Raw genomic sequence first — 17,978 nt, 5'->3', positions numbered from 1 at the left:
CGTTGGTCGGCTCGTCGAGGACGAGCACGTTCGAGGGCAGCGCCAGCGCCCGGGCCAGCGCCAGCCGCCCCCGCTCGCCGCCGGAGAGCTTGCCCACGGCTGTCCCGGCCTGCTCGGGAGTGAACAGGAAGTCCTTCATGTAGCCGATCACGTGCCTGGGCTGGCCGTTGATGCGCAGCGTGTCGCTACCTCCGGCGGTCAGGGCCTGCTTGAGCGTTGCGGCGGGATCGAGCGAGCGGCGGCCCTGGTCCAGCGTCGCGAGTTCGAGATTGGCCCCGAGCCGCACGCGGCCGGTATCGGGGGGCAGTTCGCCGGTCAGCATGCGGATCAGGGTCGTCTTGCCGGCCCCGTTGGCCCCGACGATGCCCACGCGATCGCCGCGCAGCACCCGGACGGAGAAGTCCTTGACGATGTCACGATCGCCGAAGCGCTTGCCGATGCTTTCGGCCTCGACGACCATCCTGCCCGAGCTTTCTGCCTCGGAGACCGCGAGCGTGACCGTGCCTGCCGCGCGGCGCTGTTCGCGCCGTTCCCGGCGCAGGTCGGCCAGCCGTGCCAGGCGGCCGACGTTGCGCTTGCGCCGGGCGGTGACGCCGTAGGTCAGCCAGTGCTCCTCGCGCACGATCTGGCGGTCCAGCTTGTGGCGGGCCAGTTCCTCCTCCTCGAGGACGCTGTCGCGCCACCCCTCGAAGGCGGCGAAGCCCTGGTCGAGCCGTCGCGTCGCGCCGCGATCGAGCCAGACGGTTGCGCGGGTGAGGTCGGCAAGGAAGCGGCGATCATGGCTGATGATGACGAAGGCGGACCGGATGGCCCCCAGCTCCGTTTCCAGCCATTCGATGGCCGGCAGGTCGAGGTGGTTGGTCGGCTCGTCGAGCAGGATGATGTCCGGTTCCGGCGCGAGGACCCGGGCCAGAGCGGCCCGGCGCGCCTCGCCGCCCGAAAGCCGGGCCGGCTCTTCCTCGCCGGTGAGGCCGAGCGCATTGAGCAGGTAGGTGGCGCGATAATGCTCGTCGCCCGCCTGCATGCCGTCTTCGACATAGTGCAGCGTGCTGGGGAAGCCGGAGAGGTCCGGCTCCTGCGGCAGGTAGCGGATGGTGACGCCGGGCTGCAGGAAGCGCCGGCCGGCGTCGGGCTCGATCTCGCCCGCCGCGATCCGGAGCAGTGTCGACTTGCCCGAGCCGTTGCGGCCGACCAGCGCGATCCGGTCGCCGGCCGTGACCGACAGTTCGGCGTCCTCGAGCAGCAGCGTGCTGCCGATGGTCAATCTGATCCCCTGCAGTGCAAGGATCGGCGCTGCGGCCATGGATACGTCGTTCCGGTTGCGGGATGGGCCGCATAGAGCACGGCAGGGGCCCCAGATCAACCGCTGCGCCTGCCGGTATCAGGCGGCGCCCGCTGCTGCTATGCTCGCGTCGGTCGCCTGACGCCGCGCGCCCGGCGGAACCGCTTGCCCGAGGAGGTCCGGATGCCGTTCCAGCTCAGCAGTCCCGCCATCCCCGCCCGCGGCACCATTCCGGTGCGCCACACTGGGGATGGAGAGGACCTGTCGCCGCCCCTTGCCTGGAGCGATCCGCCGCCCGGCACCCGGAGCTTCGCGCTGGCGCTGGAGGACACCGACGCGCCCGGCGGCTCGTTCTGGCACTGGGGCGCCTGCAATATCGCGGCCGCCACGCGCCGGCTCGACGCCGGCGCAGCCGCCAACGGGCTGGCCATGGCAATCAACGATTTCGGCCGTCCCGGCTATGGCGGCCCGCACCCGCCGCGTGGCGACGCGCCCCACCGCTACCATTTCCGCCTCGCTGCGCTCGACGTGGACACGCTTCCGCTCACCCCCGCCACCCGGGTCAAGGAGATGTGGCGCGCCGCCCGCCGGCACGCGCTGGCCGAGACCGAACTGGTCGCCATCTACGGGCGGTAGCACTCGCCGCAACCTTGCCATTCTAGGAAGGTCTTGGTAGCTCTTCGGCGTGCAGGGCGAGCCCAGGAGGACGGCATGAACATCGGCGCGGCGGCGCGGGCCTCCGGCGTTTCGGCCAAGATGATCCGCTACTACGAGTCCATCGGCCTCATCGAGGCGGCCGGGCGCAGCGCCGCCGGCTACCGCATCTATGGCCGCGAGGACGTGCACACGCTCACCTTCATCAGCCGGGCCCGCGACCTCGGTTTCTCCGTCGCCGAGATGGGCGAACTGCTGGCCCTGTGGCGCGACCAGTCGCGCGCCAGCGCCGACGTCAAGGCCATCGCGCTCAAGCACGTGGCCGAGCTCGAGGACAAGGCGCGGGCGCTTCAGGCCATGAGCCGCACGCTGCGCCATCTCGCCGAGAACTGCCACGGCGATCGTCGCCCGCACTGCCCCATCCTCGATGACCTGGCCGCCCCGCCGGCGGCGCCAGCGCCGGCGCGCCGCCGCCGGCACCTCGCTGCGGGCGGGGCAGGGCGTTGACAGCCTGCGCAACGCATCCCAGTCTCGCCGGGCCATGACCGCCACCGATCGCCTGACCGCCGCCATCGATGCCCGCCGCGACGAGCTCGTCGCGCTGACGCAGGATCTGATTCGCATTCCCACCCTGAACCCGCCGGGCGAGGCCTATCTCGAGGTCTGCGAATATCTGGCGCGGCGGCTGCGGGGACGCGGCTTTTCCGCCGAGCTGGTGCGCGCCGAGGGCGCCCCCGGCGACAGCGAAAAATACCCGCGCTGGAACGTCATCGCCCGGCGCGACGGCGCGCATGCCGGTGAATGCGTGCATTTCAACTCGCACCACGACGTGGTCGAGGCCGGCAGCGGCTGGAGCTTCGATCCGTTCGGCGGCGAACTCGCCGACGGCCGCGTCTACGGCCGCGGCGCCTGCGACATGAAGGGTGGCCTCGCCGCCTCGATCATCGCGGCGGAGGCCTTCGCCGACACCTTCCCGGATTTTTCCGGCGCCATCGAGATCTCGGGCACCGCCGACGAGGAATCGGGCGGCTATGGCGGGGTCGCCTGGCTCGCCGAAAAGGGCTGGTTCTCGCCCGAGCGCGTGCAGCACGTCATCATTCCCGAGCCGCTCAACAAGAACCGCATCTGCCTCGGCCATCGCGGCGTCTGGTGGGCGGAGATCGAGACCTTTGGCCGCATCGCGCACGGCTCCATGCCGTTTCTCGGCGACAGCGCCATCCGCCATATGGGCGCGGTGCTCGCGGCGATGGAAGATCGCCTTTATCCGGCACTGGCATCGCGCCGCACCGACATGCCCGTCGTACCGCCTGGGGCGCGGCAATCGACAATGAACATCAACTCGCTGCATGGCGGGCTGCCCGAACCTGAGGAGGGTTTCACCGGCTTTCCCTCGGCGGTGGTGGCCGATTCGAGCCGGATGATCATCGACCGCCGCTACCTCATCGAGGAAGAACCCGCGGCGGTCCGCCAGGAGATCGTCGACCTGCTCGAGGGGCTCAAGGCCGCGCGGCCGGGCTTCTCCTACGAACTGCGCGAACTGTGGACGGTGCCGCCGACGATGACCGAGCGCGACGCGCCGGTGGTGACGGCGGTCTCCGCCGCCATTTCCGAAGTGCTGGGGCTGGCGCCCGAATACGTGGTCTCCCCCGGCACCTACGACCAGAAGCATATCGACCGGATCGGGCGCATGCACAACTGCATCGCCTACGGCCCGGGCATCCTCGACCTGGCACACCAGCCGGACGAATATGTCGGGGTCGACGACATGCTCGATTCTGCCAAGGTGATGGCCCTGACGCTGCACCGGCTGCTGGCGGGTGGCAGTTGAGGACACCCCTCTCGCCTTGGCTGGGAGCCCGGCGGGGCAGGGGCGTCGCCGCATGCGAGCGGGGAGTGCCGCTTACGTCACAATTCCGTTTTCCCCCCAACCGCTCTAGGATCACGGCAAGGGTCGCAGGCGATAGCGGCCCAGAACAGGAAGGAACATCAATGCGCACATCACTGGTCGTGCTGGCACTGGCCGGCGCCCTCGCCCTGTCGACCGCCGCGACGCCCGCCCTGGCCCAGACACGGACCGACGTCAAGGTCGGCCTCGTGCTTGAGCCGCCCAGCCTCGATCCGACGGCGGAGGCCGCCGCGGCGGTCGACGAAGTGGTCTATGCCAACGTCTTCGAAGGGCTGACCCGCTTCGCCCCGGACGGCAGCATCGTCCCCGGCCTCGCCCATAGCTGGGAGATCTCCGAGGACGGCCTCACCTACACCTTCCACCTGCGCGAGGGGGTGACCTTCCACGACGGCACGACCATGGACGCCGAGGACGTCAAGTTCTCGCTCGAGCGCATCGGCGCCGAGGGCTCGCTCAACGCGCAAAAGGCGCTCTATGCCGCCATCGCCTCGGTCGAAGCGGTCGATCCGCTCACCGTCAGGATCACGCTGAGCAAGCCCGACGGCAACCTGGTCTACAATCTCGCCTGGGGCGACGCGGTGATCGTCGCGCCGGAATCGGCCGCCGCCAACGGCACCAACCCGATCGGCACCGGGCCGTTCACCTTCAAGCAGCGCCGTCCCGGCGACAGCATCGAGCTCGCGCGCAACCCCAACTACTGGGGCACGCCGGCGGCGCTCGAATCGGCGACCTTCCGCTACATCGCCGACCCGACGGCGGCGCTGGCCGCGCTGCAGGCCGGCGACGTCGACACCTTCCCGAATTTCCCGGCGCCCGAAACGGTGGGCGTGTTCGAGAGCGATCCGCGCTTCCGCGTCGTGGTCGGCACCACCCAGGGCGAAACCATCCTCGCCATGAACAATGGCAAGCCGCCGCTCGACAACATCAAGGTGCGCGAGGCCATTGCCCACGCCATCGACCGGCAGGCGGTGATCGACGGCGCCATGTTCGGCTTCGGCGTTCCCATCGGCACCTTCTGGCCGCCGACGCATCCCGATTATGTCGACCTCACCTCGCTGTCCAAATACGACCCGGAGCGGTCGAAGGCGCTGCTTGCCGAAGCGGGCGTCAGCAACCCGAAGCTGACGCTGCACCTGCCGCCGGCGCCCTATGCGCGGCGCGGCGGCGAGATCATTGCCGAGCAGTTGCGGGCCGTCGGCATCGACGTCCAGGTGATCAATGTCGAGTGGGCGCAGTGGCTGAGCCCGGAGGTGTTCCGGCCGGCGCCGTGCCCCGGAGCGGTGGGCGAGGGCGACAAGCCGCCGGCCTATGACGGCTCGTGCCCGGCGAGCTTCAGCTACGACCTCACCATCGTCTCGCACACCGAGCCCAACGACATCGGCATCTTCGCGCGCGACGACTACTACTTCAACTACCACTCGGACGCCTTCAAGCAGGTCATCGCCGACCTGGCGGTGACTGCCGACCCGGCCAAGCGCTCCGAGCTGCTCAAGGCGGCGCAGACGCAACTCGCCAACGATTTCGTCGCTGGCTTCCTGTTCGAGCTGCCCAAGGTCGGCGTCGAGAACGCCAAGCTCATGGGCATGTGGGAAAACGCGCCGACCCAGGCAACCGACCTGACCGCGGTGCACTGGGCGCAGTAGGATTGCCCGGACGGGCGGGGCGCCTGCTCCGCCCGTCCGCCGTTCCGGACCGCATTCGCACCTGCCAGAGGGGAAAGTACCAGGCCGCCAATGCTTCCCTTCCTGCTCAACCGACTTGCCGCGCTGCTGCTAAGCCTGCTGGTGGCAAGCGTCGTCATCTTCCTCGTGCTCGAAGTGGTGCCGGGTGACCCGGCCAGTTTCATGCTTGGCCTCAACGCCACGCCCGAATCGGCAGCGGCGCTGCGCGACGCGCTCGGTCTCGACGGCCCACCGCTGCAACGCTACCTCAACTGGCTGTTCGGCTTCTTCCGCGGCGACCTCGGCATTTCCTACACCTACAAGGTGCCGGTGGCCGATCTGGTCGCTGACCGCATCTGGCTGTCGCTGCCGTTGGCCATCTATGCGCTGACGCTATCCACCCTCATCGCCTTCCCGGTCGGCATCATTGCTGCGGCGCGGCGCGGCTCGGCCGCCGACGTGTCGATCATGGGTCTGACCCAGCTGGGCGTCGCGGTTCCGAACTTCTGGTTCGCCATGCTCCTGGTGCTGCTGTTTTCGGTGACGCTGCGCTGGTTCTCGGCCGGCGGCTTTCCGGGCTGGAGCGATCCGCTATTGGCGCTCAAGGCGCTGACCCTGCCGGCCATCGCACTGGCTTTGCCGCAGGCCTCGATCCTCGCCCGCGTCATGCGCTCGGCCCTGCTCGACACCCTGACCGAGGATTATGTCCGCTCGGCCCGTGCCAAGGGCCTGACGCAGCGCCAGACGCTGTGGCGGCACGCGCTCAGGAACGCCCTCATCCCGGTGCTCACCATCATCGGGCTGCAGTTCTCGTTCCTGCTCGCCGGCGCAATCATCATCGAGCAGGTGTTCTTCCTGCCCGGCCTCGGGCGGCTGGTATTCCAGGGGATCACGCAACGCGACCTCATCGTCGTCAAGTCGGTGGTCATGATCCTGGTGTTCGCCGTCATCGTGGTCACTTTCGTCGTCGACATGACCTATGCGCTGGTCGACCCGCGGCTGCGGAGGCACGGCGGATGAGCGAGAGCGGTTTCGCCCGCCGCGACCACGTGCTGCGGGCCGCGTTCACCTCGCGCAGCTTCGTCATCGGCACGGCGATCACCGCCGTCTTCGTCGTTGCCGCGCTGCTGTCCTTCGTATGGACGCCCTACGGCGCTTCGGTGCAGGACATCCCCAACAAGCTCAGGCCGCCTTCGGCGCTGCACTGGCTGGGCACCGACCATTTCGGGCGGGACACCTTCTCCATGGTGATGGTGGGCGCCCGCACCTCCATCGCCGTGGCGCTGATCGCGGTCGGGCTCGGCGTCGCCGTCGGTACTCCGCTCGGGCTGGCCGCCGCCGCGCGTCGCGGCGGGTTGCTCGACGAGCTCATCATGCGCTCCAATGACCTCGTCTTCGCCTTCCCGGCGCTGCTCATCGCCATCCTCATCACCGCCGTGTTCGGGCCCGGTGCCGTCAACGCCATCATCGCCATCGGCATCTTCAATATCCCCGTGTTCGCGCGGCTGAGCCGCGGCGCCGCGCTGAGCCTGTGGCAGCGCGAGTTCGTCATGGCGGCGCGCGTGTCCGGCAAGGGCGCCCTGCGCATTTCGTTCGAACACATCCTGCCCAACATCATGAATACGCTGATCGTCCAGGCGACCATCCAGTTCTCGCTCGGCATCCTGGCCGAAGCGGCGCTGGCCTATGTCGGGCTGGGCACGCAGCCGCCCACCCCGAGCTGGGGCAAGATGCTGGCCGACGCGCAGACCATGATCACCCTCGCCCCGCACGTGGCGCTGGTCCCGGGCCTGGCCATCGTCCTCACCGTGCTCGGGGTCAACCTCATGGGCGATGGCCTGCGCGACGTCTTCGACCCGCAGCTCAGGCGGAGCCGCGGATGAGCCTGCTGGAAGTCTCGAACCTCAGGCTGTCGATCGGGCCGATCCAGATCCTCAACGATATCGATCTTGCCGTCGACGCCGGCGAGATCCTCGGCGTCATCGGCGAATCGGGCTCGGGCAAGTCGATGACGGCGCTCGCCATCATGCAGTTGTTGCCGCGCGGCGCGGCTGCGACCGGCAGCATCCGGCTCGCCGGCGAGGAACTGCTCAACCGGCCCGAGGCGCAGATGTGCGCGCTGCGCGGGCGGCAGGTCGGCATGGTCTTCCAGGAGCCGATGACGGCGCTCAATCCGGTCAAGACCATCGGCGAGCAGGTGGCGGAGACGGTGCTCGTACACGGCATGGCCGGGCGCGCCGAGGCCATGCGCATTGCCCGCGAGACGCTCGACCGCGTCGAGCTGCCGGCGTCCCGCTTTCCCCTCGATCGCTACCCGCACGAACTCAGCGGCGGCCAGCGCCAGCGCGTCGTCATCGCCATGGCGATCGCGCTGCGACCGCAACTGCTCATCGCCGACGAACCGACCACGGCCCTCGACGTCACCACCCAGGCGCAGATCCTCAAGTTGCTGTCGCGGCTGGTGGACGAGGACCGCATGGCGATGATGCTGATCACCCACGACCTTGCCGTGGTCGCCGGTAACGCCGACCGCATCGCCATCATGCGCCGCGGCGAGGTGGTGGAGGCGGGCGAGACGCTCGATGTCTTCCGCAACCTGCGGCACCCCTATTCCAGGGCCCTGTTTGCCGCCTCGAGCCATCTGCCGCCGCGCCATCCACCGCGGGTGGCGCCAGGCGACGCCCCCGTGCTGCGCGTCGACGGGGTGGTGCGTGATTACCGGCTGCCCCGCCGCAGCCTGTTCCAGGCGCCCAAACCATTCCGCGCCGTCAATGGCGTCAGCTTCCGCATCGACCGGGGCGAGAATGTCGGTCTCGTGGGGGAAAGCGGCTCGGGCAAGTCGACCCTCGCCCGCGCCATCATGGCACTGGAGCCAGTGCAGGCCGGCAGCATCGTGCTGGCCGGTGAGGATATCGCGCGGGGCGCCTCGGCCGCGGCCCGCCGCCAGATGCAGGTGGTGTTCCAGGATCCCTATGGCTCCTTCAACCCGCGCCACCGCGTCGACAGGCTCGTGGCCGAACCCTTCCACCTGCTCGGGAACGCCGCCCCCGCCGGCGCCGAACGCGCCCGCCGCGTCGCCGAGGCGCTGGAAGATGTCGGCCTCAAGGCCGCCGACGCGGACAAGTACATCCACGAGTTCTCGGGCGGCCAGCGCCAGCGCATCGCGATCGCCCGGGCATTGATCATCTCCCCGGCGCTGATCATCCTCGACGAGGCGGTTTCGGCGCTCGACGTTTCGATCCGCGCCCAGATCCTCGACCTGCTGGCCGACCTTTCCGGCCGGCTGCAGCTGTCCTATCTGTTCATCTCGCACGACTTATCGGTGGTGCGCGCCATCACCGACCGCGTGCTGGTGATGCGCGGCGGCCAGATCGTCGAGGCCGGCGAGACCGAGGCAGTGTTCCGCAATCCCCAGCACCCCTATACGCAGGAACTGATCGCGGCGACGCCGGACCTGGAGGCGGCGCTCGCCGCGCGGCAGAGGGCAGGGGCATAGCCCCAACCACCCCTTCCCCAACCCTCCCCACGCAAGCGGTGGAGGGTGTGTCCGGCGGAGGGGCAAGCCGGCGCCGCGACCACGAAGCAGCACCCTCCCCCTTGTGGGGAGGGTTGGGGAGGGGGTACGCATCGGGAATGACCACGTCCGACCTCGACCTGTTCTTCGATCCCTCCCGCTGCTTCATCGGTGGCGAATGGGTGCTCGCCAACGGCCAGGAAACGCTGCCGCTCGAGAATCCCTCGACCGGTGAAATTCTTGCACACATCCCGCGCGGCCGGGCGGCCGACATCGACGCCGCCGTCGTGGCGGCCCCGGCCGCCCACCATGGCGAGTGGGGCAGGATGCCCGCCGCCGAACGCGGCCGCATCCTCGCCCGCATCGGGCACAAGGTGCTGGAACGCGTCGACGATCTCGCCCGGCTCGAGGCGCTCGACGTCGGCAAGCCGCTGAGGCAGGCGCGCGCCGATGCGCTCGCCCTCGCTCGCTACATGGAGTTCTATGGTGGCGCGGCCGACAAGCTGATGGGCGAGACGATCCCTTATCAGGCCGGCTACACCGTCTACACGCTACGCGAGCCGCATGGGGTTACCGGCCACATCATCCCGTGGAACTATCCCATGCAGGTCATCGGCCGGTCGGTCGGAGGGGCGCTGTGCATGGGCAATGCCGCCGTGCTGAAGCCGGCCGAGGAGGCGTGCCTCACCGCCATCGCCTTCGCCGCGATCGCGGAGGAGGCCGGACTGCCCAGGGGCGCGCTCAACGTCGTGCCCGGCCTCGGCGAAGAGGCGGGCGCGGCGCTCAGCGTCCATCCCGGCGTCAACCATTTGTCGTTCACCGGCTCGGTCGGGGTCGGCATGCTGGTGCAGCAGGCGGCAGCGCGCAACGTCGTGCCGGTCACGCTGGAACTGGGCGGCAAGTCGCCGCAACTCGTGTTCGCGGACGCCGATCTCCAGCGGGCGCTGCCTTTCCTCGTCAACGCCGGCATCCAGAACGCCGGCCAGACCTGCTCGGCCGCCTCGCGCATCCTCGTGCAACGCCCCGTCTACGAGGCGGTACTGGAGCGCCTGGCCGAGCGTTACCGGGCGCTCGAGGTCGGGCCGGCGATGGCCGATCTCGATGTCGGCCCCCTCGTTTCGGCACGGCAGCACGAGATCGTCTCGGGGTTCCTCGCCGATCTGGGCGGCGCCCGCATCGTGGCGCGCGGCCACGTCGCCGACAGCGTTCCGGCCGGCGGCCACTATTTCGCTCCGGCGCTGGTTGCCGGCGCCGATCCCGGCAACCGGCTGGCGCAGGACGAGATTTTCGGCCCGGTGCAGGTGGTCATTCCGTTCGACGACGAGGCCGACGCGGTGCGCATCGCCAACGGGACGGATTACGGGCTGGTCGCCGGCATCTGGACCGCCGACGGGGCACGGCAGATGCGGCTCGCCCGCGCCATCCGCTCCGGGCAGGTGTTCATCAACAACTACGGCGCCGGCGGCGGGGTTGAACTGCCGTTCGGTGGCACGGGTCGCTCGGGCCACGGCCGCGAGAAGGGGCTCGAGGCCCTCTACGGCTTTTCGGTGCTGAAGACGGTGGCCGCGTGGCACGGATGACTTGTCCGCCCTCGTCCAGGCTTCGCCCACCCTCTCCCATCAAGGGAGAAGGCGCCGACTGGGAGCTCGCGTTTCCTTCACCTTCTCCTCGGAGAAGGTGAAGGCAAGGCGGATGAGGGGGATTCTGTGAGGGATAGCGCATGAGACTTTCAGGAAAGACCGCCATCATCACCGGCGGAGCCTCCGGATTCGGGGCCGGTATCGTGCGCAAGTTCGTGGCCGAGGGCGCGTCGGTGATGATCGCCGATATCAACGGCGCGGCGGCCAGGGCGCTGGCCGACGAACTCGGCGTCCTCGCCCAGCAGGTCGACGTCTCCCGGGACGAGAGCGTCAATGCCATGGCGGCGGCGGCGCTGATGGCCTTCGGCCGTGTCGACATCCTCGTCAACAACGCCGGCGTCACCCACATGCCGGCGGCGCTCGACGAAATCTCCGAAGCCGATTTCGACCGCGTTGCGGCGGTCAACATGAAGTCGGTCTACCTCACGGCCCGGGCGCTGGTACCGCACATGAAGGCCAACCGCGGCGGCGCCATCCTCAACATCGCCTCGACCGGCGGCGTCAGCCAGCGCCCGCGCCTCACCTGGTACAATGCCAGCAAGGGCTGGATGATCACTGCCACCAGGGGCATGGCGGTGGAACTGGCGCCGGTCGGCATCCGCGTCAATGCCATCAACCCGGTGGCCGGCGAGACGCCGCTGCTGAAGTCCTTCATGGGCGAGGACACGCCCGAGATGCGGGCAAAATTCCTCGCCACCATCCCGCTCGGACGCTTCTCGACGCCCGAGGACATCGGCAACGCCGCCTGTTTCCTGTGTTCCGACGAGGCGGCGATGATCACCGGCGTGGCGCTCGAGGTCGATGGCGGGCGGGTGATCTAGATGCCGCATGCCGCTACCGGTCCGCTCGAGGCGATGCCCGGGCCGCGCAACCTCATCACCGACGTCGCCGGTCTCCGGGTCGGCAATGCCGAAGACCACGCCATCAAGACCGGCACCACGGTGCTCGTCGCGGATCGGCCGTTCATCGCCTCGGTTGACGTCATGGGCGGCGCCCCCGGGGCGCGCGAGACCGAGTTGCTGGCACCCGACAAGCTGGTGGAAGGCGTCGATGCGCTGGTCCTCTCGGGCGGCTCGGCCTTCGGATTGGATGCCGCTTCGGGTGTATCGGATGCCCTGCGCCGGCAGGGCCGCGGCTTTCGCGTGGAAACGGCGATCGTTCCGATCGTGCCCGCCGCCATCATTTTCGACCTGCTCAACGGTGGCGACAAGGACTGGGAGAGCAACCCCTATCGCCGGCTGGGAGCGCAGGCCTTTACCGCCGCCTCGGAAGATTTCGCACTCGGTACGGCCGGGGCCGGTACGGGAGCCCTCACCGCCACCCTCAAGGGCGGGCTCGGCTCGGCCTCGCTGGTCCTGCCCAGCGGCCATACTGTCGGGGCATTGGTGGCCGCCAACCCCACGGGCAGCGTGACCGTGGGCGATAGCCCGCATTTCTGGGCGGCGCCGTTCGAAATCGACGGCGAGTTCGGCGCCCGCGGACCGTTCGGGGGCAGCGTGCCGTTCGCACAGTCGGCGCGCAGCAAGCGCGACGCGGTGAACCCGGTCGCCTCCACCACCATCGCCATCGTCGCCACCGATGCCGTGCTGACCAAGGCGCAGGCCAAGCGCCTCGCCGTCGCGGCCCAGGACGGCATCGCGCGCGGCGCCAGCCCCGCGCATACCCCGGTCGACGGCGACCTCGTCTTTTCGGTCGCCACCGGGGCGCGGCCCATCGGGCCCGAGATCGGCGACATCATGCTGCTCGGTCACGCCGCCGCGGTCTGCCTTGCCCGGGCCATGGCCCGCGCCATCTATCATGCCACGCCCGCGCCGGGGGACCGCCTGCCGACATGGGAGCAGCGCTGGGGCGTCTAGAGCCTCACGGCAAATCGTTCCTGGCCCGGTCCCAGTACGTCTCGGCCTTGCCCTCGGGGGCGCCTTCGGCGAGCCACAGATCGTAGGCCCGCTGGCGCAGGTGCTTCTCCCTGGCGAGTTGCCAGTAATGGGCTTCCTTTCCCGCTGGACGGCCGTCCTGCTCCCAGAGAAAATACGCCGTCCGGCGGATGGCCTCGTTCCATTCGTCGGACCGTTTGTCGTTCACTCCCGCCTCCCGCTTGCCGCAAACCGCGGATCGACGCAGTGTGGGGGAAACTCGGCGGGGCAAGGCACAGTTCCCCGTCGCGGCGGAGCACGTAGCGATGCGCGCCATGCAACTCACCGCGCCCGGCCGGCCGTTGCGGCTGGTGGACTTGCCCCGGCCCCGAGCGCGGGCAGGGGAGATCGTGGTCAGGGTCCTGGCCTGCGGCGTCTGCCGCACCGACCTGCACGTCGTCGACGGCGAACTGCCCGAGCCGGCGCTGCCGCTCGTGCCGGGGCACGAGATTGTCGGGACGGTCGTGGAACTGGGCGAAGGGGTCGCGGACTTCCGCCTGGGCCAGCGCGTCGGCATCCCCTGGCTCGGCGGCACCTGCGGGCACTGTGCCCATTGCCGCGCCGGCCGGGAGAATCTGTGCGACGAGCCGGTCCTCACCGGCTACCAGGCCGATGGCGGCTACGCCGAATACGCCAGGGCGGCGGCCGCCTTCTGCTTCGCGCTTCCCACGGGCTGCGGCGATGTCGAGGCGGCGCCGCTGCTCTGTGCAGGCATGGTCGGCTATCGCGCCTACACCAAGGCGGCGGGGGCCCGGACGCTAGGCCTCTACGGCTTCGGCGCGGCGGCGCACATCCTTGCCCAACTCGCGGTCGCCGACGGCGCCTCCGTGTTTGCCTTCACCCGGCCGGGGGACACGGCCGCCCAGCGTCTTGCCCGCGGGCTCGGGGCGGCATGGGCCGGAGGCTCCGACGAGGAACCGCCCGAAAAGCTCGACGCTGCCATCCTGTTCGCGCCCGTCGGCGCCCTGGTGCCGACGGCGCTCGCCGCCCTCCGCAAGGGTGGGCGGGTCATCTGCGGCGGCATCCACATGAGCGACATCCCCTCCTTCCCCTACCGGCTCTTGTGGGAAGAACGGGAGATCGTGTCGGTTGCCAACCTCACGCGCGAGGACGGCCATGCATTCTTCGCGCGCGCGGCCAGCACCCCGATTCGGGTGGCGGCAACGCCTTACCCGCTGGAAGAGGCCAACGCCGCGCTCGCCGACCTCAGGGCCGGCCGGGTCACGGGAGCCGCCGTGCTCGTACCTTAAGGCGCGGCCTGCGGCGGAAAGCTCGGGGCCGCCGTCGGCGCATCCCGGATGCGGAGCCGAGCCCAGACCGGCAGGTGGTCGGAGGCACGCCGGGCTTTCTCCGACATGTGCACGCCGGCCTCGATCACGTCGAGGTCGAGGTCGGTGATGATGCGGTCGAGCGGCAGGACGGGACGGCTCGAATGGAAGCTCGGGCCGGGGGCGATGATGTTGTGGGTCTGTGCGAACTGGGCAAGGCACCCGCCCTCGGTGGTCCACTGGTTGAGATCGCCCATGAACACGGTCGGCAGCTTCTCCTCCAGTGCTTCGAGATGCTGCAGCACCGCCCGGGCCTGGCGCACCCGCCACAGTCCGACCAGACCCAGATGCATGCCGATCACCCTCAGCGTGCGACCGTTGACGCGCAGATCGGCCATGACCGCGCCGCGCGGCTCCAGCGCCGGCAGCGTCAGCCGCTTGTGGGCGAGGACCTCGATGCCCTTGCGGATGAGGATGGTGTTGCCGTGCCAGCCGAGGCTGGTCGGCCTGACGCCGAAGCGTACCACTTCGTAGGCCGTGTCCTTGAGGATGTTCTCGACCGCGAGGGAGGAGTTGCGGGCCCCGAAGCGGCGGTCGACTTCCTGCAGGGCGACGATGTCGGCGTCGATCTCCGAGATGACCTCGAGGATGCGGCCGGGCTGGCGCTTGCGGTCGGTGCCGAGGCTCTTGCGGATGTTGTAGGAGGCGACTGATACCATGGCGCATTCTTCTGTGGCGCAGCGTTCGCGGTCAACCGCCGACGCGCGGTGATACGGGGGCGGGGTGGTTCCAACCGCATGCTATCCCGCCTATACCTGCCCGTCGCCCAAGCAACGACAGGACCGCGCCGTGCCCCGCTTCGCCGCCAACCTCTCCTTTCTCTATCAGGACCTGGCCTTCCTCGATCGCTTCGCCGCTGCGGCCCGCGACGGTTTCGGGGGCGTCGAATACCTGGCACCCTATGACGAGCCCAAGCACAAGCTTGCCGAAACCCTGGCCGCCAGCGGCCTCACCCAGGTCCTGTTCAACGTGCCGTCGGGCGACTGGGCCGGGGGCGAACGCGGCATCGCCTGCCTGCCCGGCCGCGTGGAGGAGTTCCGCGCCGGCGTGCTCGCAGCCCTCGACTACGCGGCGGCGCTGCGGTGCGAGCGACTCAATGTCATTGCCGGGGTTGTGCCTGCCGACACCGACCCCGCCATGCTCGAATCGACGCTGGTCGACAACCTCACATGGGCGGCGCCGCGTTGCGCCGATGCCGGGGTCAGGTTGCTCATCGAGCCGATCAACACCCGCGACATCCCGGGCTTCTTCCTCTCCGGTACGCGCCATGCCGAGCGCATTCTCGACAGGGTTGGGCACGACAACCTTTATCTGCAGTACGATTTCTACCACATGCAGGTGATGCAGGGCGATTTGGTGCCTACCTTCGCCCGGCTCCGCGACCGCATCGCGCATGTCCAGGTCGCCGATACTCCGGGTCGCCACGAGCCGGGCACCGGCGAAATCAACTACGGCTACGTTCTCGCCGAACTCGACCGGCTGGGCTATGCCGGCTGGGTCGGCTGCGAGTACAAGCCCGTGACCACCACCACCGCCGGGCTCGGCTGGCTGGCGCCATATCGCTGAGGGATACTGCCATGCACATCGGTTTCATCGGACTGGGCGTCATGGGGCGCCCGATGGCCGCCCACCTGATGGCCGCCGGCCACCAGCTGCACCTGCACCGGGTCAAGGACGTCTCGCGGCCGCTGGTCGAGCAGGGCGGGATAGCCGAGACCAGCCCCGCCGCGGTGGCCCGGGCCGCCGACGCGGTCATCCTCATGCTCCCCGACACGCCCGACGTGGAGGCCGTGCTGTTCGGCGCGGACGGCGTCGCCGCGGGCCTCGCGCCCGGCAAGCTGGTCATCGACATGAGCTCGATCTCCCCCGTCGCCACCAAGGACTTCGCCGCCCGCATCGTGGCGCTGGGCTGCGACTGGCTGGATGCGCCGGTGTCGGGCGGCGAAGTGGGGGCAAAGAATGCCGCGCTCACCATCATGGTGGGCGGCGAGCCGGCAGCCTTCGCGCGGGCGCGGCCGCTGTTCGAGAAACTGGGCAAGACCATCACGCTGGTGGGCGGCGCCGGCGACGGCCAGACCGCCAAGGTCGCCAACCAGATCATCGTCGGCTTGACCATAGAGGCGGTGTCCGAGGCGCTGCTGTTCGCCAGGAAGGCTGGCGCCGACCCGGCGAAGGTGCGCGAGGCGCTGCTTGGTGGCTTCGCCGCCTCGCGCATCCTCGAGGTGCATGGCGAGCGCATGATCCGGCGCACATTCGATCCCGGCTTCCGCATCCGGCTGCACCGCAAGGACCTGGCGCTGGCCGTCGATGCTGCCAAGGCGCTCGATCTGGCCTTGCCCAACACCGCCGCCACCCAGCAGTTGATGAATGCCGCGATCGCCCTGGGCGACGGCGACTGCGACCATTCCGGGCTGATCCGCACGCTCGAGGCGCTGGCGGGCGAGCGAGCCTGAGCGCCCGCCCAGGGACGCCCATCCGTAGAAGTTCTCATTTTGTCCCGCGCCAGGATCGTCTATGGTCGGCCGGCCTTTTCCCGCGGAGTGCTCAATGCCGCCACACCTCGCTTGCCTCTCCGCCGGTTTCGCCGTGCCGCGGGGCGCCCGCGGGATCGCCTGAATGGTCGAGTGGTCGCCGCAGCAGGACGAGGCCCTCAGGAAGGTCTCCGCCTGGCTCAAGGACAGGAACGGGCCGCAGGTGTTCCGCCTGTTCGGCTGGGCCGGCACCGGCAAGTCCACGCTCGCCCAGCACCTGGCGCAGGGGGTGAAGTCGGTCAAGTACGCCGCCTTCACCGGCAAGGCGGCGCTGGTGATGCGCAAGCATGGTTGCCGGGGCGCGTCCACCATCCACTCGCTCATCTACACGCTGGTGTCGGAAAAGGAAGGTGAGCCGCGCTTCGCGCTCGACCCCGAGAGCGAGGCGGCGACAGCCGATCTCATCGTCGTCGACGAGGTCTCGATGGTCGACGAGGCGCTCGGCCGCGACCTGTTGAGCTTCGGCACCAAGGTGCTGGTGCTGGGTGATCCGTTCCAGCTGCCGCCGGTGCAGGGGGCCGGGTTCTTCACTGCCGCCGAACCCGACATGATGCTGACCGAGATCCACCGCCAGGCCGCCGACAACCCCATCATCCGCATGTCCATGGACATCCGCGAAGGTGGCTACCTCGAGCGTGGCCGCTACGGCGACAGCGAGGTCATCGCCAAGGACGCGGTCGACCGCGACGCAGTGCTCGGGGCCGACCAGGTGCTGGCCGGACGTAACAAGACCCGCGTCGCCTACAACGACCGGCTGCGCGAGCTCAAGGGCATGCCGCACCACGAGCCGGTCGCCGGCGACCGCCTGGTGTGCCTCAGGAACAACCCGCAGAAGAAGCTGCTCAACGGCCAGATCTGGATCGCCGCGGAGGTCAAGAAGCGGTCGGGGGCGCGCTATGCAATGGTGCTCGACCCGGACGACCCCACCGGCAAGAGCCGGTCGCAGGCCAAGGTGGTGACGCACGCCGCGTTCTTTTCAGGCGAGGAGGATGCGCTGGGCTGGCCCGAGCGGCGCCGCTACGACGAGTTCACCTTCGGCTACTGCCTGACCGTGCACAAGGCGCAGGGGTCGCAGTGGGACAACGTCTATCTGTTCGACGAAAGCTATGTCTTTCGCGAGGACCGCCAGCGCTGGCTCTATACCGGCGTCACCCGCGCGTCCGAGAAGATCACGGTGGTGAGCTGAGCCCGGCCGCCTAGCGCTTCTTCCTTTCAAGCTGGTGGTACGCCCGGCGGGAGTGAAACTCGCAATACGGCTTGCCCTCGCCGGAATGCTGCCCGCAGAAGTAGAAATCCGTGGTCAGCGGGTCCCCGATCGGCCACTTGCAGGTGTTCTCGTTGAGCTGCAGCAGGTTGAGCCGCTGCTCCACCGGGATGAACAGTTCGGCCACCTGCGGCGCAACATAGGCCTCCGTCACGAATTCCTCGGCAAGCTTGAGCGCCGTGGCCCCGTGCACGGGCGCGCTGTGCATGGCGCGCTGCTTCAGCACCACGCCCAGCCCGGCCGCGCGGCTGCCGGCCGCGGTGGGAGAGGAAGAGCCGCGGCGGA

At 69.4% G+C, this 17,978-nt stretch carries 18 protein-coding genes; 14 read left to right on the top strand and 4 right to left on the bottom strand.

What is annotated here, in order from left to right; all coding sequences use genetic code 11:
- Positions 1-1,303: ABC-F family ATP-binding cassette domain-containing protein (locus VGD93_RS11995; protein WP_395012340.1), on the bottom strand; the 1,303-nt coding region annotated here is incomplete at its 3' end.
- A gap of 162 nt (positions 1,304-1,465) precedes the next feature.
- On the opposite strand from VGD93_RS11995, the gene VGD93_RS11990 reads away from it, so the two are divergent.
- The 10 genes from VGD93_RS11990 to VGD93_RS11945 all read left to right on the top strand — a co-directional run bounded on the left by VGD93_RS11990 (position 1,466) and on the right by VGD93_RS11945 (position 12,513).
- On the top strand, positions 1,466-1,918 hold the full coding sequence (locus VGD93_RS11990) for a YbhB/YbcL family Raf kinase inhibitor-like protein (RefSeq protein WP_395012338.1): 453 nt from the start codon (positions 1,466-1,468) through the stop codon (positions 1,916-1,918).
- A 75-nt stretch (positions 1,919-1,993) separates the two neighbouring features.
- Positions 1,994-2,443: a Cu(I)-responsive transcriptional regulator gene (cueR, locus tag VGD93_RS11985; protein ID WP_395012336.1), complete on the top strand. Its 450-nt coding sequence runs from the start codon at positions 1,994-1,996 to the stop codon at positions 2,441-2,443.
- Positions 2,444-2,477: 34 nt separating this feature from the next.
- Positions 2,478-3,764 carry an acetylornithine deacetylase/succinyl-diaminopimelate desuccinylase family protein gene (locus VGD93_RS11980; protein ID WP_395012334.1) on the top strand — a complete coding sequence of 429 codons (1,287 nt, stop codon included), beginning with the start codon at positions 2,478-2,480 and terminating at the stop codon, positions 3,762-3,764.
- Between the two features lie 161 nt (positions 3,765-3,925).
- Entirely contained in the window at positions 3,926-5,485 is a 1,560-nt protein-coding gene (locus VGD93_RS11975) for an ABC transporter substrate-binding protein (RefSeq protein WP_395012332.1), read from the top strand.
- Positions 5,486-5,575: 90 nt separating this feature from the next.
- Positions 5,576-6,523, top strand: a complete 948-nt coding sequence (locus VGD93_RS11970) for an ABC transporter permease (RefSeq protein ID WP_395012330.1) — start codon at positions 5,576-5,578, stop codon at positions 6,521-6,523.
- Positions 6,520-7,386 (top strand): ABC transporter permease, encoded by an 867-nt coding sequence (locus tag VGD93_RS11965; RefSeq protein WP_395012328.1) that lies wholly within the window; start codon positions 6,520-6,522, stop codon positions 7,384-7,386. Before VGD93_RS11970 ends, VGD93_RS11965 begins: the two co-directional genes overlap by 4 nt.
- Positions 7,383-8,999 carry an ABC transporter ATP-binding protein gene (locus tag VGD93_RS11960; protein WP_395012326.1) on the top strand — a complete coding sequence of 539 codons (1,617 nt, stop codon included), beginning with the start codon at positions 7,383-7,385 and terminating at the stop codon, positions 8,997-8,999. Before VGD93_RS11965 ends, VGD93_RS11960 begins: the two co-directional genes overlap by 4 nt.
- Positions 9,000-9,136: 137 nt before the next feature.
- Complete coding sequence (locus tag VGD93_RS11955; protein ID WP_395012324.1) at positions 9,137-10,597, top strand: aldehyde dehydrogenase family protein; 1,461 nt, start codon at positions 9,137-9,139, stop codon at positions 10,595-10,597.
- A gap of 140 nt (positions 10,598-10,737) precedes the next feature.
- Complete coding sequence (locus VGD93_RS11950; RefSeq protein WP_395012322.1) at positions 10,738-11,478, top strand: glucose 1-dehydrogenase; 741 nt, start codon at positions 10,738-10,740, stop codon at positions 11,476-11,478.
- Positions 11,479-12,513, top strand: coding sequence for a P1 family peptidase (locus VGD93_RS11945; RefSeq protein WP_395012320.1), 1,035 nt, complete (start codon positions 11,479-11,481; stop codon positions 12,511-12,513).
- 4 nt (positions 12,514-12,517) lie between these two features.
- Here the strand turns inward: VGD93_RS11945 and VGD93_RS11940 are convergent, their stop codons facing one another.
- Positions 12,518-12,739: a DUF2934 domain-containing protein gene (locus tag VGD93_RS11940; RefSeq protein ID WP_395012318.1), complete on the bottom strand. Its 222-nt coding sequence runs from the start codon at positions 12,737-12,739 to the stop codon at positions 12,518-12,520.
- A gap of 97 nt (positions 12,740-12,836) precedes the next feature.
- Here VGD93_RS11940 and VGD93_RS11935 point away from each other — a divergent pair, with 97 nt between their 5' ends.
- Positions 12,837-13,820, top strand: a complete 984-nt coding sequence (locus VGD93_RS11935; RefSeq protein WP_395012316.1) for a zinc-dependent alcohol dehydrogenase family protein — start codon at positions 12,837-12,839, stop codon at positions 13,818-13,820.
- Here the strand turns inward: VGD93_RS11935 and VGD93_RS11930 are convergent.
- Positions 13,817-14,557, bottom strand: coding sequence for an endonuclease/exonuclease/phosphatase family protein (locus VGD93_RS11930; protein WP_395012314.1), 741 nt, complete (start codon positions 14,555-14,557; stop codon positions 13,817-13,819). The two genes, VGD93_RS11935 and VGD93_RS11930, sit on opposite strands and share 4 nt — an antisense overlap.
- 130 nt (positions 14,558-14,687) lie before the next feature.
- Between VGD93_RS11930 and otnI the strand changes: the two genes are divergently transcribed.
- The 3 genes from otnI (at position 14,688) to VGD93_RS11915 (ending at position 17,615) form a co-directional block, all read left to right on the top strand.
- Positions 14,688-15,464, top strand: a complete 777-nt coding sequence (gene otnI, locus VGD93_RS11925) for a 2-oxo-tetronate isomerase (RefSeq protein WP_395012312.1) — start codon at positions 14,688-14,690, stop codon at positions 15,462-15,464.
- Positions 15,465-15,475: 11 nt separating this feature from the next.
- Positions 15,476-16,351, top strand: a complete 876-nt coding sequence (locus VGD93_RS11920) for a 2-hydroxy-3-oxopropionate reductase (RefSeq protein ID WP_395012310.1) — start codon at positions 15,476-15,478, stop codon at positions 16,349-16,351.
- Positions 16,352-16,514: 163 nt separating this feature from the next.
- Positions 16,515-17,615, top strand: coding sequence for an ATP-dependent DNA helicase (locus VGD93_RS11915; protein ID WP_395012308.1), 1,101 nt, complete (start codon positions 16,515-16,517; stop codon positions 17,613-17,615).
- 10 nt (positions 17,616-17,625) lie between these two features.
- Here VGD93_RS11915 and VGD93_RS11910 read toward each other — a convergent pair.
- A partial coding sequence (locus VGD93_RS11910; protein WP_395012306.1) for a GcrA family cell cycle regulator occupies positions 17,626-17,978 on the bottom strand: 353 nt, incomplete at its 5' end.

It is taken from the genome of Devosia sp. (genome assembly GCF_036406155.1).
In the GTDB taxonomy this organism is placed as follows: Bacteria; Pseudomonadota; Alphaproteobacteria; order Rhizobiales; family Devosiaceae; genus Devosia_A.
The sequence above is the reverse complement of the archived record's forward strand: the minus strand, read 5'-3'. Positions and strand labels throughout refer to the sequence as shown.